This is a genomic window from Mesorhizobium sp. W050 (assembly GCF_054719535.1).
Genome location: NZ_JBTTIH010000001.1, coordinates 4,725,939 through 4,747,688, shown reverse-complemented (window position 1 = coordinate 4,747,688; position 21,750 = coordinate 4,725,939). Strand labels below are relative to the sequence as shown.

Genomic DNA, 21,750 nt, shown 5'->3' with positions numbered 1-21,750 from the left:
CGCTATTCCTTGATATCGACGCCCGAGAAATCGTGGTGATCAAAGGGGTCCATGACATAGCCCGTCACCTGTTCGCGCATCGGGATCGAGACCACGGAGTGGGCGATAGCGACCCACGGCATCTGCTCCCTGAAGATCGTTTGCGCCTGCGAATAGAGTTTTGCGCGGGCAGCGGGATCGACGATCCCGGCTGCCTGCTTGAGCAGATCGTCGAAGGCCGGAAAACACCAGTTGGCACGATTGGTGGTGCCGACGCCGGCACAGCCAAGCGGCACCGACAGGAAGTTGTCGGGGTCGCCATTGTCGCCGGTGAAGCCGAACAGCATGGCGCCGTCGCGGTCGCGTGACTTTGAGCGGGCAAGGTATTCAGTCCACTCATACGTCACGACTTCCACGGTGACACCGATCTTTGCCAGGTCGGACTGGATCATTTCGGCCATACGCTGCGCATTCGGGTTATACGGACGCTGCACCGGCATCGCCCAGATCTTCATGTGCAGGTCTTTTACGCCGGCATCGGCGAGCCCCTGCCTGGCGGCAGCGGGGTCGAAGACATGATCGGGGCTCGTCTTGTCATAGGCCCAGGAGGTTGGCGGCAGCGGATTGCGTGCGACTTCGCCGGTGCCGCGGAACACGACGTCGACCAGCGCCTGCGTGTCGATGGCAATGGCGATCGCCTTCCTCACCCTTGGATCGTCGAAGGGCTTCTGCAAGGTGTTGAAGGCGAGGTATCCCGTATTGAGGCCCTCCTGCCGCATGACCTTGATTCCGGGCGTCGCCTTGATCGCCTCCAGGTCGGCCGGATTTGGATAGGGCATGAGATCGCATTCGCCGGCGCGCAGCTTTTCCATGCGAATGCTGGCATCGGTGGCAATGGCGAAGACGAGATCGTCGATCTTCGGCTTGCCGCGCCAGTAGTCCGGATTGGCCTTGTAGCGGATGACTGCATCCTGCTGGTAGTCGACAAGCTGGAACGGACCCGTCCCGACCGGCTTCAGCGCCAGATCGAGAAGCCGCTTCTCTGCGACGAGCTTGTCGGCATATTCCTTGGAAACGAGCGAAGCGAAATCCATCGCCAGGTCGGCAAGCATCGGCGAATGCGGCGCCTTCAGCGTCATCACCACAGTATGGTCGTCAAGCTTGCGCCAACCGGCGACAAGATCCGGCATGCCGATGCCGTCGAAGTAAATGTACTGGCGTCTGGCGTAATTGTTGAACGGGTTCTGCGCGTTGGCCTGCCGGTCGAAGGTAAACAGCACATCATCGGCGTTGAAGTCGCGGCTCGGCGTAAAACCCTCGAGGCTGTGGAACTTCACGCCGTGCCGCAGGTGGAATGTGTAGGTGAGGCCGTCGTCGGAAATCTCCCAGCTTTCGGCAAGGCCGGGGCGCACCTTGGTGGTGCCGGGCTCGAACTCGACCATGCGGTTGTAGAGAGCGGTGGCCGAGGCGTCGCGGGATCCGGAGGCGAGTGCGGGATCGAACGTATCGGGGCTAACCTCGGTGCAGTAGACCAAGGTCTTGGCTACGGATTGATGGACCGGCAACGCACATGGAAAAAGCGCCGCCAGCAAGAGAACGAAGTGCCTGCGTGTCATGATCCCCCCAGGGTTGGGAAGACGCTAGCAGAAGCCGGCACTGACGGTAAGTAAGCCGGCCGGTCTTTCGCGCGCCAAGACTGTTTTCCACCTTGAGTTGACACAAGGAATTGGCCGCGCCTCTGTGAAATGGCGGACAGACCCGGCCGCCGTTTTGCATGAACCTTTCTGCTCCAGCCTGCGACTGACGACCAGGCGCCGCATGGTGCGGGCCGGAAAGGATGCCCCATGACCAGGACCCCAGAGGCTCCACGGTCTCCGGGACCAACGCAAGCTCAGCGCGACCACCGCCTTCGGGATGGAGTCGATGCGCTGGGCTTTCGGCTGATTCCGTTGACCCTGCGCAGGAGCAGGCGTATCGTGAAGATGAGGAAAGCAGACAATTCGATCAGGGACGAACGTGCCGGAACGCCGCGCCTTGCCCTGTTTCGCGCGGCCGCACCGGATGTTCCTCCCGAAAACTTCGGGGGGAGTTTTATGTCCTGCGATCGCGGCGCGTCCATGTCGTTTCCAAGCGGTTTCCGCCGTTCGCTCGATCTGGGCGGCGGTTTGCTTGCCCTGGCGCTGAGCGCCACGCTCTGGTTGGGCACAGCCGCCCAAGCGCAGGAAACCCAGATCGTCTATCCCGGCTGGATGGCGGTCACCGGATTTTCCGGCACCGTCATTCCCAATTTCGACTCTGCCGATTCCGAAAGGGGGGGGCTGCCGCCCGGCGTCGACCCGGTCGACGAAACCTTCATCGACACGACGCGCGCCACCTTGCGCGTCTTCGACGTTTCGGCGCTCGGCGGACCGGCTTCCGGCCAGCTCGTCTACACGCCGCCGCCTTTCGAGGTGACGGCCGAACAGATCGGCCAGGTGTTCGCCATTACCTATGATGACGGTGTGCGCGACGGCGTTCCCACGGGCGTCCCCAACCTCTATGCCGGCGCGACCTCGCTGCACGGCATCCGTATCGTCACCCCGGACGAAGATGCCGACGGTCGGCCCGAGCGACAGCGCCGCGGAACCGCGGGCGCCGTCTTCATGGACGGCCAGTTCGGCACCGAAAGCGGTGGCGGTCCGGGCACGATCTGGAAGATCGACGGCATCACCGGCGCGGTCTCCAAATTCGCCGACATTGACACCAACAGCGGTTCCGGCATCGGCGACATCAGCTTCGACAGCAATCACCGCGAGTTCTTCGCCAGCGACCTCGACACCGGCTTCATCCACCGCCTCGACGCCAACGGCACGCTGATCGACACATTCGATCACGGCGTTGCCGGGCGGCCGGCGCATGGGCTGGCTCCCGTCGCCGATGACGGTGCGGTGATGGACATACAGGGTGCTGCCTTCGACTCGGAAGACCCCGACACATGGGGCTACACGCAGGACGAACGCCGCGTCTGGTCCGTCGCCTATCATGGCGGCCGGATCTATTATTCGGTCGGCGAAAAGGCCGAGATCTGGTCGGTTGGCATTGCCCGCGATGGCAGCTTTGCCGGTGATCCGCGCTGGGAGCTGACGGTCAAGGCCGACAAGGACTACGCCGTCACCGACATCGCCTTCGACAACCAGGGCTTCATGTATCTGGCGCAGCGCGGCCCGGTCGAGAATCGCTACGATTACAGCCAGTTCGCCGATTCCGGCAAGGGCGAGGTCATCCGCTACTGGCGCGAAAACCCGGACGATCCGGCGACGGAATCGGTCTGGGTGGAAGAGCCGCAGGAATATGCGGTCGGCTTCCCGCAAGGCAACCGGCAGTCGGCCGGTGGGCTCGACCTGCAATATGGCTATGACGCCGACGGCAATCTCGACACCGGCGTGTGCACCGACACGCTGGTCAACACCGGCGACAAGCTGCGCGACAACCCGACACTTGCCGACCAGCTCGCCGCCGGCGGGCCGCTTGCCGTGCACGGCGTGCAGATCACGCCGACGCCGTTGGTCAAGCCGGCCAACGTGCCGCCTTTCGGCTCGTGGTTCGTCGACTTCGACGGCTATTTCGAAGACCCAGAAGTGGAAGGCCATGTCGGCGACGTCGAGGTCTGGCACCCCTGCGACGGCCGTGCCGGCTATTATGAAGAGATCCCAGGCGGTTATCTGCCGCCGTTCTATCCGCCGGGCTTCCCACCGCCCGGCGATCTGCCTCCGTGCATCGATGTCGAGGATGTTCAGTTCTACTGCACGCCTCGCGGCCTCCAGGCCGACCTCTATCTCCATGACCATGCCGGCTTTGGCGGCGATTCGATCAAGGTCCAGTCCATGACACCAGGCGTCGGGGTGACATCACCCCAGTCGCATGCTCCCGGTAAGCCTTACACGGTCGACATCACCGGCCATTCTCCGGGCGACAGAGTCGATGTTGGACTTTGCTTCTACAGGCAGTCCGACAAGGACAAGGGTGGCTACTACCCTTGCTGCAAGATGACTTTGCCGCTCAGAACCCCAGCCGTCAGCTGCGAACGTTGAGGAGGGGAAGATGAAAAATCTCGCACTTTCCCCGACCGCGAACAGCAGTCAATCCACCGGCAAGCAGCCAACCGTCATGGAGACCATCATGAAACCCCTGTCATATGCCAGGCGCGGCGCGCGCTGGCTGATGGCGGCCGGTATCGCGGTCGCCATGTTCACACCTGTCGCAAGCCACGCCGAAGATGCAGTCCCGATCACTCCGGAACTGCGGCTCGACCTCGACAATTCAAAAATCGTCAATCCGAGGCCGGAACGGATCGTGCCGTTCTTCACCAAAACAGGCACACAGAGGAGCTGCGACTACGTCGTCTACTCCCTGAGCTTTGGCCTGCGCGGCGACTCGCAAGGCTTTGCCGACCCAAGCTTTTCGGCCAGGCTGAAGAAACTCCAACTCGACTTCAAGGATCAGCTTCCGCACGGTCTTGCGATCGTCAACGTCAACGTGTCCGGCGACGGCACGGATGCGTCTGGCGGACCGCTGCCGGGTGCGACAATCAGCACCTCGGCTAATCCGAACGATACGGCAACGGTTTCCGATTTCCGGATTTCCACCACCGATCTCGACGGCGCTGGGGCTGGCAATGAACGCGTCATCAATTTCAAGATCACCGCCAAGATCGACCATGCGGCGTTTCCTTCGCCGACCATCGTCGACAACCAGGGCATGATCAAGGTGACGCCGGGCGTCGGCACGGGGGCCATCATCCCGTCGCAGGATCCGGGCAAGCCCGACGACGGCGACTACAAGACCGGGGCCAAGACCTCGATCAAGATCGACCTCACCAACTGTGACAAGCGGCCTCCGCCTCCCGACCGGGAATGTTTCAAGGTGGAGCGCGGCACGGTCGATTGCGTGCAAGGCGGCGGCGCGTTCATCTACCACATGCCTGTCGGCCCGGAGATGGGCGGCAAATGGGTGCAGGTATCGACGACGACCCCAGGCATCACCATCATCCCCGACACGCAATTGGTGCCGGCGGGCGGCGGTGTGCTGAACTGGAAGATCGTCGGTGCGTCGCCCGGCGACGTCATCCACCTCATCGTCACCGGCATCGAGACCTATGCCGGCCCGAAGGAGGGCTGGGGACTATGCTGCACGCAGACCATCGACATCGTCATCCCGCGTGACTTGAGATGTCCGCCCAAGGACAAGGAACCGGACCTCAAGGTCGAGAAACGCGCCGACGTGACGCGTTGCACGATGGGCGGCGGCTGCGACTTCACCATCAAGGTCACCAATGTCGGCGACGGGCCGTATCACGGCAAGATCGTGCTCGACGAGGTGACGCTGCCGGCCGGCTCGACTCTGGATTCAGGGCCTAATCCGCCCTGGGTATGCATGCCCGGCGTGACCCCGATGACGTGCACCTATCCGGTGACCACGCTCAATCCGGGGGCCTCCATCAACCTCAAGCTCGGCTTCAAGCCGGCGGGTGGTTGGCAAGGCAGCGCGTTGCGCAACTGCGCCACCTATAATTACGGCGCCAGCGGCAAGCCGCTGTTCGGCAGCCAGCAGAACGATCGCGGCTGTGCCTCGATCCCGATCTGCCGGCGTGGCGACCGCGACCGCGATTGCCGGCCCCCGGTCGACAAGAAGGTCGACCTGATCCTGAAGAAGCGTGCCCGCATCCCGGTCTGCACGCCCGACGGCATCTGCTACTTCGTGATCGACATCATCAACAATGGCAGCGTCCCCTATAATGGGCCGCTGACGGTTATCGATAACTACCCGGGCGGCGCGCCGGCCTCTTGGACCTTCGGCCCGTCTCCGCCCTGGACATGCGGACCGAACGGTCCCGGCCAGTTCCGCTGCGACAATGCAGGCATCGTGCTGATGCCGGGCGCCTCGACGCCGATCGTCGTCAGGGCGGTCATGCCGGCCGGCTACCAGTCGGATTCGGTCGAGAACTGCGCGGCGCTGAAGCCCGTCCCCGGTGAGGTCGACCTCACCAACAACAAGGCCTGCGCCAAGGAACGCTTCCGTCATCCCAATGGCGGCAAGCCGACCCTACGCATCACCAAGGTCTGCAATGGCTCGCTCGCCGGTGCGGCGGTGGTTTCCTGCCGCATCACCGTCATCAGCCTTGGCACCTCTGCCCCCACCGGTCCGGTGCGGGTCAACGATGCTGCCACGCTGATATCGGGTGGCGCGCCGGTCCAGATCCAGACCGTCACACCCGACGGCGGGGAATGGGCCTGCGGAGCGGTTCCGGCCAATGCGCTGTCATGCCAGATACCCGGCGCCGCGATGACGCCCGGAACCTCCAGGCACTTCGACGTGACGGTCTTGGCCAATGGCGCGTTCGAGAACTGCGCACGCGGCTCATACGGCCCGGCCCCTGGAGACGACGTCGTCTACCCGATCGGCCAGGCCTGCGCCAAGGGCGGCGGCACGTCCACCATTAGCGTCAAGAAGACCGGCGATGCCGAGTGCCAGCCGGGGCAACCCTGCTCGTTCGAGATCACCATCACCAATGATGGCCAGACCGCCTTCTCCGGTCCGGTCCGCATCGGCGATGCGATCGGGGTGGACGGGCTGGGGCGGCTGCAAGGCGTCGCGATCACCTCGATCGAACCGCCCTTTGGCTGCTCGCCCGAACCGACGACCTTGCCGTTGACCTGCATTGCCAACCTGACGCTCGGCGCCGGGGAAAGCCATGTGCACAAGGTCACCGTGGTCCTTCCCGACGCTCCCCTGGTCAATCTGCGGGGCAACGTCAGCGGCCAGAACTGCGTCGGCGTCTTGTCTCCCGACACCAGGGTGCAAGGCGGCGGCGACGTACTGCCCGGCGACCTGACCAACGTCCAGGGCGATCGCGGCAGGGCCTATGCCTGCCATCCCTTCACCATCAAGCGCGAGGTGAAGAAGGAATGCTCGCCAGGCTTCGTCATGAACGATGCCGGCCGGTGCGTGTGTCCGGAAGGCACGACGTTCCGCAACGGCCAGTGCTCGCCCGACGGCGGCGTCATCATCCAGCCGAAGGATCCGAGGCCCTGCGTGCTGCTCAAGGGCCAGATTCGCACCGAGGATGGACGCTGTGTCTGCCCGCGCGGAACCGAGCTTGAGAACGGCGCTTGCGTCAAGACCGACAAGCCTGGCTGCGCCATCCCCGGTTCGGTCCCGACGTCGGACGGCAATGGCTGCTACTGCCCGGAAGGTACGCATCTCGACCGACAGGCAAATGCCTGCGTGCGCGACAAGCAGAAGCCTCAGGAGTGCAGCATACGCGGCCAGGTTCATGATGCCGATGGCGATTGTGTCTGCCCGCGTGGGACAGAGGTGCGCAATGGAGCCTGCCGGCCGATCCGGCCAAAGCCTGAACAGTGCTCGATCCGTGGTCAGATCCAAAACGCCAATGGCGATTGCGTCTGCCCGGACGGCACAGAAGTCAGGGGCAAGGTCTGCCGGCCGATCCGGCCGAAGCCCGAGCAGTGCTCGATCCGCGGCCAGGTCCACGACGCCAATGGCAATTGTGTCTGCCCGCGGGGTACCGAGGTGCAAGGCAATGCCTGCCGGCAGAAGAAGCCTGTGCTGGAACAGTGCGACATACGCGGCCAGGTGCACAACAAGCGCGGCGAGTGTGTTTGCCCGCGCGGCACCCAGGTGATCGACGGCGCATGCCGCAAGCCGAGGCCGCAGGTGGGAGACTGCGCCCCGGGCTCGCAGATGGTCGGCGGCCAGTGCGTGCCGATCATCAGGCGGCGCTGCCCCGAAGGCACCGTTGGTCGGTTCCCGAACTGCAGAGCCATCCGGCAGCAGCCGTCGCTCGACCCGACCCTGTTGCTCAATCCAGGTGTCCTTCAGCAGTTCATACCGAAGCGCACGCCGCAGACGCAGGTACAGCCGCAAAGGGATCCGGCGGCCAACTTCAAGCCATAGGATCTGACACGAGTCAAAATTCAGAACCCCGCCGGAGCGATTCGGCGGGTTTTTTTCGTCAGCGCGATCGGGGTCCGCCGCATCTCGTCGTTGAAATGCCGGTGCAATCTTCCTCGGACGCCAGCAAGCCGCTGTCGCCCGACGGTCCCTCGATAAAGCCGTCCAGCGACGTCAGCATGGAAGAGACGGTCTTTCCCTCTGAGCTCTCCTTTCTGTTTTCGCCAATTGGGCCATAACCGGAAGCGAGGCCGAGCAGGTAAGGCATCAGCCGGGCCGCTCCTAGCACAACAAATACCGACTTTCCCTTTTCGGGATCATGGTCTAGGCAGACGTTTGGATCGCGCCCGCAAACAGGGCGCCCAAAGGGGCCGCATCATGAGCAGGAAGACCCTGATCGCGCCATCGGTGCTGGCGTCGGATTTCTCGAAGCTCGGCGACGAGGTCGAGGCGGTGGCGGCGGCCGGCGCCGACTGGATCCATCTCGACGTGATGGACGGGCATTTCGTGCCCAACATCACCTTCGGCCCGCCGGTGATCAAGGCCATCCGCAACCGCACCAAGGCCTTCTTCGACTGCCATCTGATGATTGCGCCGGCCGATCCTTATCTGGCCGCCTTTGCCGATGCCGGCTGCGACGGCATGACCGTGCATGCCGAGGCCGGACCGCATCTCGACCGCTCGCTTCAGACCATCAAGGGTCTCGGCAAGAAGGCCGGCGTATCGCTTAATCCGGCGACGCCGGAAAGTGCGATCGAATATGTGCTCGACCGGCTTGACCTGATCCTGATCATGACCGTCAATCCGGGCTTTGGCGGGCAGGCCTTCATCCCGGCCATGGTCGACAAGGTCAAGCGGGTGAAAGCGCTGATCGGAAACCGGCCGATTCGCATCGAGATCGACGGCGGCGTGTCGCCGGAAACCGCCCCCCTTGTCACATCAGCCGGCGCCGATGTGCTGGTGGCAGGCGCCGCCATCTTCAAGGGCGGCAGCGTCGAAGCCTACCGGGCCAATATAGAAGCCATCCGAACCGCGGCCGACCGGGCTGCCGGCTGACATCAGTTCCAGGGCAAGTTCCCGGCTGGTCGGTTCTCCTCGGCCTGATCTCCCTGCCTGATCCTTCAATCTCCCAAGAAGCCGTCAACGGGTGGCAGCCGCAAGGGCATCGCGGCAAGCGACAGGATCGCGGCATCCGGCACTAGTTTTGGCCCATAAACCTAGTGGATAACTGCCGAAGGGATCTGCATGCGGGGAGAGGTCAATCCGGCGGCATGACGCGCGTTAAGACAAAATTATCCGTATTCGGGATCTCGAAGCTGTTTCTCGAGGGCACCTGCCATGCTGGGAGACAAACTTTCTTCAGAACAACAAGTTTTTCACGATTTTAGTTACTTCCGGCGGATAAGATGCGGTCAACCTTCCTCTTTAAGTCGAATATCGTGATCTTTCGCTTGAGGGGCGGATGCCTTAGGAGCTACAGTAGATTCACACGGGAAATCGTTTGCTTCGCGAACGGGCTAGCGGAGCATGGGAGAGCTACAGGAGTCGTATTGACCTACGGATCTGCCGATGTGAGCGAAGGCGCGGGACCCAAGAGCACACTCGCTAGTACGGTCTATCAACAGCTTCGCGACGATCTCCTGCGCGGCGTGTTTGAAAGTGAAAGCAAGCTTCGTGTCGAATGGGTGGTTTCCCGTTACGGCGCCGGCGCCTCACCGGTTCGCGAGGCCCTCAACCGACTTGCTTCGGAAGGCCTGCTCGGCCGCCACGACCAGCGCGGTTTCTTCATCATGCCGGTCAGTGCCCCGGAACTCGAGGAATTGACGCGCACCCGCTGCTGGCTGGAAGAGCGGGCGCTGCGTGAATCCATTGCCAACCGCACCGGCGAATGGGAAGAGCAGCTCGTGCTGGCCTTGCATCGCCTGGCGCGTGCCCCGCGCCGCTTGCCGGAGGATCCGTCCTCGAACAATCCGGAATGGGAAAAGCTGCACCGCGCCTTCCATCGGGCACTGATCGCAGGCTGCCGCTCGCATTGGCTGACCGGCTTTTGCGACCAGCTTTCGGATCAGGCCTCCCGTTACCGGCTGATCTCCCAGGACGGCAGCGAGCGCGACGAAATCAGTGAACATCGGCTGATTGCGGAGCGCACGGTGGATGGCGATGCCGATGGCGCCGTTGAAGCCCTCCTCAGCCACTACCGTCTGACGGCAGCCATGTGCATGGAGCGCTTCAACGACAGCGGCGATCCACGCGTGAGCGCCACCAAGGCGCTGCGCAGCCGCAGATAGAAGCGCTTCCGGTCCGCTATCCAAAATCCGCCCGCTATCCAAAATCGCCCGTTATCCAAGTCCGCTTGCCTTCATCTGATCGGCGGCAAACCCGATTTCACGTTTTTGCCGGACGGAGGCGAAATCGTTTCCTTTGTTCCAAGGCCATCCGGCTCTAAATCAAAGGGATAGAGCATGATGTCCTCCGAAAACCGCTTCACACTTTTCGGCATCATCTCTAGGGAATGCGCATGACCAATCACCTGTTCGACGCGTTCCGCGGCCGGATTTCAGCCTCCGAGCGCATCCTGATGGCGACCGATGACGGACGCGCGATCGCCTATGGCGACATGTTGGCGCAATCGGCACAGCTGGCACATGCGCTGAGGCATTTTGGCGTCGAGCCGGGCGACCGCGTTGCCGTGCAGGTCGAAAAAAGCCCCGAATGCATTTTCCTCTACCTCGCCTGCCTGCGCGCCGGCGCGGTCTTCCTGCCGCTCAACACCGCCTACACGCTGGCCGAACTCGGCTATTTCTTCGGGGATGCCGAGCCGCGGCTGGTCGTCTGCGACCCGGCCCGCGCCGGCGCTATCGCGCCGTTGGCGCAGGCGTCGGGTGCTGCCACCGTCACGCTTGGCAGCAATGGTGAGGGCTCGCTGACCGCACTGGCGGCACAACAGCCCACGGATTTCGACGCCGTGGCGCGCGGGCCGGACGATCTGGCCGCAATCCTTTACACATCCGGCACCACCGGACGCTCCAAGGGCGCCATGCTCAGCCATGAAAACCTGGCCTCCAATGCGCGCGTGCTGGTCGAGCAATGGCGTTTCACCGGGGATGACGTGCTGATCCACGCGTTGCCGATCTTCCATACGCACGGCTTGTTCGTCGCCACCAACGTCACCCTGATGGCCGGCGCCTCGATGCTGTTCGAGCGGAAATTCGACGCCGGCCGCATCGTCTCGCTCTTGCCCCGCGCGACAGTGATGATGGGGGTGCCGACCTTCTATACCAGGCTCCTGCAGCAGGACGGGCTGGATGCCCAGGCGGCGAAGAACATCCGCCTGTTCGTTTCCGGCTCGGCGCCGCTGCTCGCCGAAACGCACAAGGCCTGGCGCGAGCGCACCGGCCACGCCATTCTCGAGCGCTACGGCATGACCGAGACCAACATGAACACGTCGAACCCCTATGAGGGCGAGCGTCGGGCCGGCACGGTCGGCTTCCCGCTGCCCGGCGTTTCGCTGCGCATCGCCGACCCTGACAGCGGCGATGCGCTTGGCCAGGGTGAAGTCGGCATGATCGAGGTCAAAGGTCCGAATGTCTTTTCCGGCTATTGGCGCATGCCGGAAAAAACCAAGGCGGAGTTTCGCAAGGACGGCTTCTTCATCACCGGCGACCTCGGCATCATCGACGCGGACGGCTACGTCCACATCGTCGGCCGCGGCAAGGATCTCATTATCTCCGGCGGCTACAACATCTATCCCAAGGAGATCGAGAGCGAGATCGACGCCGTTGCCGGCGTCTTGGAAAGTGCCGTCATCGGAATTGCCCATCCCGATTTCGGCGAAGGCGTCACCGCTGTCGTGGTGCGGGCGCCGGCATCGCGGATCACCGGGGCCGAGATCGTTGGCGCCATTGCCGGCCAGCTGGCCAAATACAAGCACCCGAAGCAGGTGATCTTCGTCGATGAGCTGCCGCGCAACACGATGGGCAAGGTGCAGAAGAACCTGCTGCGCGAGACCTACAAGGGTCTCTACGGCTAATCCATAGCCGGCTAATGTCTTTGCCCAAGCGCTTCGCCTGGACATCTCTGTTCGCGGTTCGGCAGTGGCGCCTTTTACCTGGGCTTTTTCACCCGAGTGCTGGAACCCCACAAAGCGCGGTTCAGCAGGCTGCGTTTGCGCTTGCGCGGGATGAGGTCGACGTCGCTGACGAGCTTGGCGCCGCCCTCCCGCCGCTCCAGGGTGATCTTGCGGCTGTGGAAGGCTTCGAGCTCCGCACGATGCGCCACGCTGACGATGGTGACGTCAGGCAGTTCGCGGATCACCGTCAACATCATCGTGTCCTGGCTCTTCTCGTCGAGCGCCGAAGTCGCTTCATCCAGCACCACGATATCGGGGCGATGCAGCAGCAGGCGCGCGAAGGCGAGGCGTTGCTTTTCGCCGCCCGACAGCGTCTGGTCCCATGGCGCCTCTTCCTTGATCCTGCCGGTGAGATAGCCAAGCCCCACCTTGTCGAGGGCAGCCTTGATTTGCTTGATGGTCCACTTGTCCGCCGCCGCGGGATAGGCGACCGCGCGGCGAAGCGTTCCGGAAGGGATGTAGGGGCGTTGCGGCAGCATGAACAGGCGCCTGTCGGTGTGGAAATTGACGCTGCCGCCGCCCCATGGCCACAGGCCCGCGACGGCCCGCACCAGCGTCGACTTGCCTGAACCGGATTCGCCTGAAACCAGCACCCGCTCGCCCGGCTCGATCACGACCTCGGTTTCCTTGACTACGGAGGTGCCGTCGTCGAGTGTCACGGAAAGATTGTCGAGGCTGAGGATGGCGCCGTCTTCCGCTTCGCCCCGGTTGATGCGTCCGAGCGCATCGCTCTGCTCGGCGCGCTCGAGCCCATCGAGCGACATCATCAGCGAGGCAATGCGCCGCGCGGAGGCGTTCCAGTCGGCGAGGCGCGGATAGTTGTCGACCAGCCAGCCGAACGCGCCTTGCACGATGCCAAAGGCAGACGCCGCCTGCATCACCTCGCCAAGCGTCATCGAGCCTTCGAGGAATTTTGGCGCGCACAAAAGGATCGGCACGACCGGCGCAAACAGGCTCGATCCCTGCGACACCGCGGCCGTGCGCATGTGCTGTCCGGTCAGCAGCGCCCATTGCCTCAGCACATGGCCGAAATTCCTGTCGATCCCGCTGCGCTCCTCGTCCTCGCCTCCCAGCAAGGCGATGCTCTCGCCGTTTTCGCGCACGCGCGTCAGCGTGTAGCGCAGTTCGGCCTCCGCCTGGTTCTTCCGCTCGGAGAGCTGGACGAAGTCGCGGCCGATGACCACCATCGAGGTCGAGGTGATGGCGGCATAGATGATCGCGGTGATGACCAGAAAGCCGGGAATGGTGATGCTCTCGCCGCCGATCGGCAGGGTGAGCGCGCCGCCGATGGTCCACAGCACGACGATAAAGGTCGAGGCCGACAGGAACGCGTTGAGGACGCCGGCGGTGAAATCGACCGGCGACTCGGTGGCGATGCGCAGATCCTCGGTCATGCGGGCCTCGGGGTTCTGGTGGTCGCCGCCCACGAGGTTCAGCTGGTAGTAGCGGCCGTTTGCCAGCCAGCGCGCGACGACCCCGGTGGTCAGCCAGGAACGCCAGCGGCGCTGGATCGTCATGCGCAGATAGACCTGCGCGACGACAAGGCTGCCGCTGCAGATCACCAGCGGCACGAATACGGCGCTGAGGAGATAGACCGTGCGGGCGTTGCGCTGCTCGAGGGCATCGAACATCGAGCGGTTCCAGACGTTGATGCCATACTGGAAACCGATGTTGATGCAGATCAGCAGCAGCACTCCGATCGTCAAAGGCCAGGCGAGCTTGTCGCCATGCCTCCCCCAATAGCCGCGCCCGCTGATCCAGAAACGCCGCAGCAGATATTTCTTGCGCGCCTGCTCGGCCTGCTCGGGCGTCAGCTTGGGATCGGGTTCGACGGCATCCGGCGGCGGCGCAGCCTCGCCAACGGGCTCGGACGCGGCTTCGGCGGCCGATGCTTTTTTCTCGCGCGGCGTGTCCTCGCGCGGTCCATCTCCGCGCGTTTGCCGTGACGGCTTTTCCCGACGCGACTTCGTGGCATCGCGCGCTTCGATGCCGTCGGCCGGTTTCGATTTGGGTTTTGCCTCGGACATATGCCCCGACAACGACCTCCATATCAAAAGGTTTCATGGTATGCGCCTGCCCGACGTTTCAGGAAACGCCCGTCATTGCGGATATAAAAGCCCAACGACATGTTCTGCGATGGCGAGGCTGGCGGTAAGGCCAGGGCTCTCGATGCCGAACAGATTGACGATCTGACCGCCCCCGTGGTCAGCCGGTCCCTGGATGACGAAGTCGGCGGCCGGCTGTCCCGGACCCGACAGTTTCGGCCTGACGCCGGCATAGGCCGGTTGCAGGGCGCCGTCCGCCAGGCCGGACCAGTAGCGCCTGATTTCGTCGTAGAAGGCAGCGCCTCGTGCGGGATCGACGGTATAGTCGACGCGATCGATCCATTCGACATCCGGGCCAAAGCGCGCGCTCCCCGACATGTCGAGGGTCAGATGCACGCCGAGGCCGCCATGGACCGGCACCGGATAGATCAGCCGCGAAAAGGGCGAGCGGCCGGAAAGCGCGAAATAATTGCCGCGCGCCAGCCACAGCGGCGGAACACGGTCTTGCGGGAGGCCTTCGATGCGGCCGGCGAGCGCCTGCGCGTCGAGGCCGGCGGCGTTGATGAAGGCGCCGGTCTTCAAGGTGAAACCCTCGCCATCGGCGTCGCGCGTGTCGATCCGGATGCCGTCGGCTTCGATGCTCGCGCCTGAGACAACGGTGAGCAAGGCGAAAGATGCGCCGGCCGCTTCCGCGTCTCCACGCAATGACAGCATCAGCGCCTGGCTGTCGACGATGCCGGTTGACGGCGACAGCAGCGCGCCGGCGCAGCTCAGCGCCGGTTCCAGGCTTTCGGCCTCTGCGCGCGTCAAAAGCTTGAGGTCACCGACTCCGCATTGCGCCGCGTCGATCTGGATCGCCTGCAGTTTGTCCAACTGGTCGGGTTCGACGGCAACGATCAGTTTGCCGGTGCGATGATGGGCGACGTCGTGCTCGCGGCAATAGGCATAGAGACGCTCGCGGCCGTTGACGCAGAGACGGGCCTTCAGGCTGCCCGGCGTATAATGAAGCCCGGCATGGATGACTTCCGAATTGCGCGAACTGGTGCCCGTGCCGATGGCTGCGGCCTTCTCGACCACCAGCACCTCGCGGCCCGACAGCGCCAGCGCGCGGGCAATGGCGAGGCCGACAACACCGGCTCCGGCGACAACGCAGTCGACATCATGCATGGGTGGACTTTAGCGCGGACTGTCCGCGCCTGCAAAAACCTTGTCGCCGCCGATCCAGACGCCGTTGACGTCGAGGGCGTCCGACAGAGCGACGATATCGGCAGCCGTGCCATTGGCGAAGCGGCCGAGCCGGTGGGCCTGGCCGACCGCCTGCGCCGGATAGAGCGAGGCCATGCGCAACGCTTCCGACAGGTCCAGCCCGACGATCCTGTGCATGTAGCGGACGGCCGAGATCATATCGAGATCGGCGCCGGCCAGCGTGCCGTCGGCCAGCCGCAGACTGCCATCCTTGCGATAGATGATGCGGCCGTTGAGGGTGAACGACGTCATGGCGGTGCCGATCGTCGCCATGGCGTCGGTGACCAGCACGATCCTGCCCGGCCCCTGCTTGGCGCGCAGCGCGATTGCCATGGTGGCGGGATCGACATGGATGCCGTCGGCGATGATCCCGGCCGACAGACTGCCTATGTCGATGGCCGCACCCGCCAGCCCCGGCTCACGGTTGCCGATCTGGCTCATGGCGTTGAACAGATGTGTGACCACGCTGGCGCCGGCATCGGCAAAGGCTCTGGCCGTGGCGTAGCCGGTGTCGGAATGGCCGAGGCTGACAATCACACCGGCCTTGGCCAAGGCCGCAACGCGGGCAGGCTCGACGGATTCAGGCGCTATCGTCGTCAGCAGCACCGGCAGGTTTTTGCGTGCCGCGACCAGCGCCGCTTCATCCGCATCCGTCATCGGCCGGATCAGCGCCGGTTCATGCGCGCCCTTGCGGGCGACGGAGAGATGCGGCCCTTCGAGATGCAGGCCGAGAAATCCCGGCAGTTTTTGCCGTGCCGCCCCGGTGCCGGCGGCAATGGCCGCGGCGGTGATGTCAGGCGTATCTGTGATCAGCGTCGGCAGCAGTGCGGTCGTGCCGAACGGCGCATGCGCCCGGCAGATTGTTGCCAGCGAGGCGACATCGGGATGGTCGTTGAGCATGACGCCGCCGCCGCCATTGACCTGCAGGTCGACAAAACCCGGCACCAGCATGCCGCCCCCGGCGTCGATGCGGGCAACGCCCGACGGAATGGCGCCGACGGGATGAATGCCTTCGACCACATCGCCGTGCACGACAAGGGCGGCGTTGTCATGCCAGTCGTCGCCATCGAAAATTCGGGCGCCAGTCAGGGCAAAACGGTCGCTCATACGGTTTCCGTCACCTTGCGCAGATTGCGCGGTACATCCGGATCGAGGCCGCGATGGCGGGCGAAGGCTTCGACGAAGCCGTAGAAGGAGACGATCAGCGTCAGCGGGTCGGTCAAGGGATGACCGGTGGCGACATGCGGCAGCCGCGCCGCGCTCTTGGCTTTGTCCGAGGTTACAAAAACGGCTGCACCCTTGCCGGCAAGGTTGTCGGCAGCCTCTGCCACGGACGGCTCGGAGGCATCGCGGGCGGCGAGCGCCAGCACCGGGAAGCCTGGCCCGACCAGGGCCAGCGGGCCGTGCATGACTTCGGCGGCGCTATAGGCCTCTGCATGCATGCCGCAGGTCTCCTTGAATTTCAGCGCCGCCTCGTTGGCCATCGCCGCCGACGGGCCACGTCCCAGGATGAACAGCGATTGCGGCGTCTCCAATGCGCCGGCCAGCGCCATCCAGTCGCAGGCGATCGCCTTGCTGAAATGCTCGGGCAGGCGGGCGAGGGCGGCCAGCAGTCTGTCGTCGCCGGTGCAATGCGCCATCAGCGCCAGGCCGGCGACCGCCGAATTGACGAATGTCTTGGTCGCCGCGACGCTGCGCTCGGGGCCGGCCAGAATGTCGATGGCAAAATCCGAAGCCCGCGCCAGCGGCGAATCGGCGGTGTTGGTGATGGCGACGGTGAGCGCACCGCCGGCTCGTGCCGTCTCGGCCATGGCGACGATATCAGGGCTTTTGCCGGATTGCGAGATGGCGAGGCAAGCCGAACCGGCGAGCTTGAGCTTGGCGCCGTAGATCGAGGCGACCGATGGACCGACCGAAGCGACGGCCAGGCCGGCGGTCAGTTCGACGGCATATTTCATGAAGGTGGCGGCATGGTCGGACGAACCGCGCGCGACGGTAACGACGAAGCTCGGATCGCGCTCGCGAATGCCGCGTCCGGCCTCGGTCAGCACCGCCGCCGAGCCATCGAGCAGACGCGCGACGGCTTGCGGAATTTCGTCGATCTCGCGCCGCATATGGGTGGTCTTGGGGATCATGGTCGGCCCTCTTCGCTCGGCCCTGTCAGGCGCAGTTCGGCGACGAAATCATAGGCGTCGCCGCGGTAGATGGAGCGGGTGAACTCGATCACCTTGCCGCTCGCGAGATAGGAAATGCGTTCGATGTGCAGGCCGGCAATGCCGGATGGCACTTCGAGCAGACGCGCATCGGCGTCGCCGAGATTGGCGGCGGAAATGCGCTGCACCGCCCGCACCGGCCGGTTGCCGGTCAGTTGCAGCGCCGCATAGAGTGACGAGCCTATCCCGGCCGGATCCGGCAGCACGCTGGCCGACAACGAGGCGCGCTCGATGGCCAGCGGCGTGTCGTTTGCGATGCGCAGGCGCGCCACGCGCGCCACCAGCTCGTTCGAGGACAGGCCGAGCACCATCATCTCGTCGGGCGAGGGCGGGTAGAGGTCGCGGTCGAGCCAGGCTGAACGCACCGCCATGCCGCGCCTTGCCATGTCCTCGGTGAATGAAGTGAGCCTGGACAGCGACTGCTCGACGCGCTCCATGCGCGGCGCCACGAAGGTGCCGGAGCCGTGGCGCTGCACGAGGATGCCGCCCTTGACTAGGTCCTGCACCGCCTTGCGGACGGTGACGCGCGAAATGTCGGCCTTGGTGGCGATGTCGCGCTCGGAAGGCAGCGCATCGCCCGGCCCGATCAGGCCGCGATTGACGGCGTCCTCGATGCTTTTCCTGAGCTGCAGGTAGAGCGGGGCGCCGCTCTGCGACGACTGCCTCAGCGTGGCGAAGATCTGGTCGGCGGCATCGCTCATCGCGTCGCCTCCGCTTTGACGAAGATGCGGGCCGCCATCTGCACGGCGCCGCCCAGCGCATCGTCGAGCGGCGCTTTCAGCAGCGCCTGGTAGCGCTGGGAAAGGCGCGGCCCATAGAGCGGCGCCAGCCCGCCGAGCAGGCAGAGCGGGGCGTCATCAGAGAGGTCGAGCGCGTGGAGCGACGCCTCGACATCGGCAACCGACTTGTCCACGATCCAGTTGGCGACGCTGTCGCCCTTCTCGGCATGCTCGAAAACCTTGGGCGCGAAGCCGCCGAAATCGCCGGGCTTGGCATTGGTGGTGAACTCGACCACGTCTTCGGGATTGTTGCGGAAAATGGCCATCATGCTGTCGGTCAGGGCTGAGCGCGGCCGGACGCCGTCATGGGCGAGCAGCGTCTGCTCCAGCAGGTCGCGGCCGATCCGGGCGCCGCTGCCTTGATCACCGACCTGAAAGCCCCAGCCGCCGATGGCGCGCGACGTGCCGCCCTTGCGCGCCATATAGGCGGTGCCGGTGCCGAGGATGGCCATGGCGCCGTCACCAGAGCCGACTGCCCCTTCGAGCGCGATCTCGGCGTCCGTCTCGACGCGGCTGATGCTGAACGGCAGGATTGCTTCAAGCTGCTGGCGGTAGGTGCCGACATTGGCGCCGGCAAGGCCGAGAATGGCTGGTGTCTGCGGGATCAGGTCCGGATCTTGCCCGGCGGCGATGAAGGCCTGACGAGCAGCCTCGACGATGTGGGTGCGAGCGCCGGTGAGATCGGTGCGGATGTTGGCGGCGCCGCTTTTGGCACGGCCAATGACAACGCCATCGCCTGTCGCAAGGGCTGCCCTGCAGCTGGTGCCGCCGCCGTCGATACCGAGCACGAATTTCACGCGATGTCTCCTCCGGGCGATAATACCAATAAAATACCAATAGCCAAGGGATTAATTTCCGTTTCAAAAAGATTAAGGCGTATCAGGTTGAAAAACCCGGAATTTCGCCGGCTCAACGCTTTCCAGTTCGCAATTTCGTTAATGCGTGTGGACAAGTGGTATTTTTTTGGTATTGTTCGTCCATCGGAGGGACAGGGATGGCCGAACCGCGCACCGAAGCGCTTCACAGCAATGCCGAGGGACTGGACATCCAGGCCCCGGACGCCATCCTTTCTTCTTTGGTCAATGCGCAGATCGAGGCCGCCAAGGCTGTGCGCGACGCCATTCCCGCCATCGCCGCCGCAGCCGAAATCATCGCCGGGCGGCTGAACGGCGGCGGCAAGCTCGCCTATGCTGCGGCCGGCAGCTCCGGCCTGATGGCGCTGGCCGACGCGCTGGAGTTGCCCGGCACCTTCGGCATCAAGCGCGAACGCATCGCCATCCTCATCGCCGGTGGCGACGACGCTTTCAAGACCCTGGCCGGCGGACCGGAAGACGACACCGACGAAGCCTCGACGGCAATTGCCGGCGCCGGCATCGGCAAGGGCGACTGCCTGATCGCGATTTCGGCCAGCGGCTCGACGCCCTATGCGGTGCAGGCGCTGAAGGATGCGCGCAGCCGGGGCGCGGCAACCATCGCCATTGCCAACAACAAGGACACGCCCCTGCTCAGGCTGGCCGACGTCGCCATCCTGCTCGAGACGCCACCGGAGGTGATTGCCGGCTCGACGCGCATGGGCGCCGGCACTGCCCAGAAGATCGCGCTCAACATGCTGTCGACGCTTACCGCCATTCATCTCGGCCATGTCCATGACGGCTACATGGTCAATCTCACCGCCGACAACATCAAGCTGCGCGACCGCGCGGCTCGCATCGTCGCCGCTATCAGCGGCCGCGACCGGCAAGACGCCGTGCGGCTGCTCGAAGCGAGCGGCGGCGTCGTCAAGACAGCCATTCTGCTCGCCGCCGGCGCTGCCAACGCCGTTGCGGCCGAGAAGATACTGGAAGGGACCGGCCAGAAGCTGCGGCCGGCCCTTTCCGCGATCGAGGGGAACAAGGGCGCGAAGGCCCCTGTTCTCAAAACCGAACCTGAAAAAGGTCAACAGGGAGACTAGCATGACAACGAAATTACTGACGGCACTGCTTCTCGGCACCAGCATTCTCGGCACCGCCGGGTTGGCTCACGCCGATGACGTAACGCTCAATATCGAAAGCTGGCGCGGCGACGACCTTGCCATCTGGAAGGACAAGCTGATCCCGGCTTTTGAGGCCAAGAACCCGGGCATCAAAGTGGTGTTCGCACCGTCGGCGCCGACCGAGTATGACGCCGCACTCGGCGCCAAGCTCGCCGCCGGCTCGGCTGGCGACCTGATCACCTGCCGCCCGTTCGACAAATCGCTCGAACTGTTCAAGAAGGGCAACCTTGCCGATCTGTCTTCGCTGCCCGGCATGGAGAACTTCTCACCGGTCGCCAAGGCGGCATGGCAGACCGACGACGGCAAGGCGAGCTTCTGCGTCCCGATGGCCTCGGTCATTCACGGCTTCATCTACAACAAGGACGCCTTCGACAAGCTCGGCCTCAAGGTGCCGACGACGCGTGACGAGTTCTTCGCCGCGCTCGACAAGATCAAGGCCGACGGCACCTACATCCCGATGGCCATGGGCACCAAGGACCTATGGGAAGCCGCGACCATGGGCTATCAGAACATCGGTCCGAACTACTGGAAGGGCGAAGAGGGCCGCGCAGCGCTGATCAAGGGCGACCAGAAGCTGACCGACAAGGACTGGGTTGCTCCCTATGAGGAACTGGCCAAGTGGAAGCCTTATCTCGGCGACGGCTTCGAGGCCCAGACCTATCCGGACAGCCAGAACCTGTTCACGCTTGGCCGCGCCGCCATCTACCCGGCGGGATCGTGGGAGATCGGCCTGTTCAACACCCAGGCGCAGTTCAAGATGGGCGCCTTCCCGCCGCCGGTCGAGAAGGCCGGCGACACCTGCTACATCTCCGACCATACCGATATCGGCATGGGCCTGAATGCGGCGTCGAAGAATGCCGACGCGGCCAAGACCTTCCTGTCCTGGGTCGCCTCGCCGGACTTCGCCACCATCTACGCCAACGCACTGCCGGGCTTCTTCAGCCTGAATTCCACCCCGGTGAAGATGGAAGACCCGCTGGCGCAGGAATTCGTCTCCTGGCGCGACAAGTGCAAGTCGACGATCCGCTCGACCTACCAGATCCTGTCGCGCGGCACGCCGAACCTCGAGAACGAAACCTGGGTTGAATCGGCCAACGTCATCAATGGCACCGACACGCCGGAAGCTGCCGCCAAGAAGCTGCAGGACGGCCTCGACAGCTGGTACAAGCCGGGCAAGTAAGAGCTCAGACAACAGACAGGGCCCCAAGTGGACGGCCCTGCGTTTTTCGACAGCATCATCGACTGCGAACGACGGCGCCGCCCCTCATCCGCCTGCCGGCACCTTCTCCCCGTATAGTGACGGGGAGAAGGATCAGCCGAAACGCAGGCGCCCCCTCTCCCCGTCCTTCACGGGGAGAGGGTAAGGGTGAGGGGCAGC

14 protein-coding genes are annotated in these 21,750 nt (G+C 64.3%); 7 read left to right on the top strand and 7 right to left on the bottom strand.

All coding sequences use genetic code 11. The features are described 5' to 3' along the window. Positions 1–2: 2 nt before the first annotated feature. On the bottom strand, positions 3–1,595 hold the full coding sequence (locus ACYG9Y_RS22810) for an ABC transporter substrate-binding protein (RefSeq protein WP_023738060.1): 1,593 nt from the start codon (positions 1,593–1,595) through the stop codon (positions 3–5). 501 nt (positions 1,596–2,096) lie between these two features. On the opposite strand from ACYG9Y_RS22810, the gene ACYG9Y_RS22805 reads away from it, so the two are divergent. The 5 genes from ACYG9Y_RS22805 to ACYG9Y_RS22785 all read left to right on the top strand — a co-directional run bounded on the left by ACYG9Y_RS22805 (position 2,097) and on the right by ACYG9Y_RS22785 (position 11,959). Next, positions 2,097–4,049, top strand: a complete 1,953-nt coding sequence (locus ACYG9Y_RS22805; protein WP_245260403.1) for an NHL repeat-containing protein — start codon at positions 2,097–2,099, stop codon at positions 4,047–4,049. Between the two features lie 10 nt (positions 4,050–4,059). Further along, positions 4,060–7,932, top strand: a complete 3,873-nt coding sequence (locus tag ACYG9Y_RS22800; protein WP_023738062.1) for a DUF7929 domain-containing protein — start codon at positions 4,060–4,062, stop codon at positions 7,930–7,932. A gap of 375 nt (positions 7,933–8,307) precedes the next feature. Continuing rightward, positions 8,308–8,985 carry a ribulose-phosphate 3-epimerase gene (rpe, locus tag ACYG9Y_RS22795; RefSeq protein ID WP_023684266.1) on the top strand — a complete coding sequence of 226 codons (678 nt, stop codon included), beginning with the start codon at positions 8,308–8,310 and terminating at the stop codon, positions 8,983–8,985. 494 nt (positions 8,986–9,479) lie between these two features. After that, entirely contained in the window at positions 9,480–10,217 is a 738-nt protein-coding gene (locus ACYG9Y_RS22790) for a GntR family transcriptional regulator (RefSeq protein WP_023668851.1), read from the top strand. 230 nt (positions 10,218–10,447) lie between these two features. After that, positions 10,448–11,959: a malonate--CoA ligase gene (locus tag ACYG9Y_RS22785; RefSeq protein WP_031204152.1), complete on the top strand. Its 1,512-nt coding sequence runs from the start codon at positions 10,448–10,450 to the stop codon at positions 11,957–11,959. 74 nt (positions 11,960–12,033) lie between these two features. On the opposite strand, the gene ACYG9Y_RS22780 is transcribed toward ACYG9Y_RS22785, so the two are convergent. The 6 genes from ACYG9Y_RS22780 to ACYG9Y_RS22755 all read right to left on the bottom strand — a co-directional run bounded on the left by ACYG9Y_RS22780 (position 12,034) and on the right by ACYG9Y_RS22755 (position 19,137). Next, positions 12,034–14,085 (bottom strand): ABC transporter ATP-binding protein/permease, encoded by a 2,052-nt coding sequence (locus tag ACYG9Y_RS22780; protein WP_023738063.1) that lies wholly within the window; start codon positions 14,083–14,085, stop codon positions 12,034–12,036. A gap of 72 nt (positions 14,086–14,157) precedes the next feature. Then, on the bottom strand, positions 14,158–15,270 hold the full coding sequence (locus ACYG9Y_RS22775; protein WP_352609095.1) for an NAD(P)/FAD-dependent oxidoreductase: 1,113 nt from the start codon (positions 15,268–15,270) through the stop codon (positions 14,158–14,160). 9 nt (positions 15,271–15,279) lie between these two features. Further along, positions 15,280–16,455, bottom strand: coding sequence for an N-acetylglucosamine-6-phosphate deacetylase (gene nagA, locus ACYG9Y_RS22770; protein WP_023684263.1), 1,176 nt, complete (start codon positions 16,453–16,455; stop codon positions 15,280–15,282). Then, positions 16,452–17,483 (bottom strand): SIS domain-containing protein, encoded by a 1,032-nt coding sequence (locus ACYG9Y_RS22765; protein ID WP_023684262.1) that lies wholly within the window; start codon positions 17,481–17,483, stop codon positions 16,452–16,454. The genes nagA and ACYG9Y_RS22765 overlap by 4 nt, the downstream gene beginning before the upstream one ends. Then, positions 17,480–18,262: a GntR family transcriptional regulator gene (locus tag ACYG9Y_RS22760; protein ID WP_023668847.1), complete on the bottom strand. Its 783-nt coding sequence runs from the start codon at positions 18,260–18,262 to the stop codon at positions 17,480–17,482. The genes ACYG9Y_RS22765 and ACYG9Y_RS22760 overlap by 4 nt, the downstream gene beginning before the upstream one ends. After that, positions 18,259–19,137 (bottom strand): glucosamine kinase nucleotide-binding domain-containing protein, encoded by an 879-nt coding sequence (locus tag ACYG9Y_RS22755; protein WP_023668846.1) that lies wholly within the window; start codon positions 19,135–19,137, stop codon positions 18,259–18,261. Before ACYG9Y_RS22755 ends, ACYG9Y_RS22760 begins: the two co-directional genes overlap by 4 nt. Positions 19,138–19,334: 197 nt before the next feature. On the opposite strand from ACYG9Y_RS22755, the gene ACYG9Y_RS22750 reads away from it, so the two are divergent. Beyond that, positions 19,335–20,291 (top strand): N-acetylmuramic acid 6-phosphate etherase, encoded by a 957-nt coding sequence (locus ACYG9Y_RS22750; protein ID WP_023696935.1) that lies wholly within the window; start codon positions 19,335–19,337, stop codon positions 20,289–20,291. A 1-nt stretch (position 20,292) separates the two neighbouring features. Continuing rightward, complete coding sequence (locus ACYG9Y_RS22745; protein ID WP_023711281.1) at positions 20,293–21,552, top strand: ABC transporter substrate-binding protein; 1,260 nt, start codon at positions 20,293–20,295, stop codon at positions 21,550–21,552. Positions 21,553–21,750 lie beyond the last annotated feature (198 nt).

Excerpts from the sequence above, each read along its gene's own strand:
- ACYG9Y_RS22750 (WP_023696935.1), top strand. The coding sequence starts at position 19,335 with ATGGCCGAACCGCGCACCGAAGCGCTTCACAGCAATGCCGAGGGACTG.
- ACYG9Y_RS22810 (WP_023738060.1), bottom strand. The coding sequence starts at position 1,595 with ATGACACGCAGGCACTTCGTTCTCTTGCTGGCGGCGCTTTTTCCATGT.
- nagA (WP_023684263.1), bottom strand. The coding sequence starts at position 16,455 with ATGAGCGACCGTTTTGCCCTGACTGGCGCCCGAATTTTCGATGGCGAC.
- ACYG9Y_RS22805 (WP_245260403.1), top strand. The coding sequence starts at position 2,097 with ATGTCGTTTCCAAGCGGTTTCCGCCGTTCGCTCGATCTGGGCGGCGGT.
- rpe (WP_023684266.1), top strand. The coding sequence starts at position 8,308 with ATGAGCAGGAAGACCCTGATCGCGCCATCGGTGCTGGCGTCGGATTTC.
- ACYG9Y_RS22775 (WP_352609095.1), bottom strand. The coding sequence starts at position 15,270 with ATGCATGATGTCGACTGCGTTGTCGCCGGAGCCGGTGTTGTCGGCCTC.
- ACYG9Y_RS22765 (WP_023684262.1), bottom strand. The coding sequence starts at position 17,483 with ATGATCCCCAAGACCACCCATATGCGGCGCGAGATCGACGAAATTCCG.
- ACYG9Y_RS22745 (WP_023711281.1), top strand. The coding sequence starts at position 20,293 with ATGACAACGAAATTACTGACGGCACTGCTTCTCGGCACCAGCATTCTC.
- ACYG9Y_RS22800 (WP_023738062.1), top strand. The coding sequence starts at position 4,060 with ATGAAAAATCTCGCACTTTCCCCGACCGCGAACAGCAGTCAATCCACC.
- ACYG9Y_RS22760 (WP_023668847.1), bottom strand. The coding sequence starts at position 18,262 with ATGAGCGATGCCGCCGACCAGATCTTCGCCACGCTGAGGCAGTCGTCG.
- ACYG9Y_RS22780 (WP_023738063.1), bottom strand. The coding sequence starts at position 14,085 with ATGTCCGAGGCAAAACCCAAATCGAAACCGGCCGACGGCATCGAAGCG.
- ACYG9Y_RS22785 (WP_031204152.1), top strand. The coding sequence starts at position 10,448 with ATGACCAATCACCTGTTCGACGCGTTCCGCGGCCGGATTTCAGCCTCC.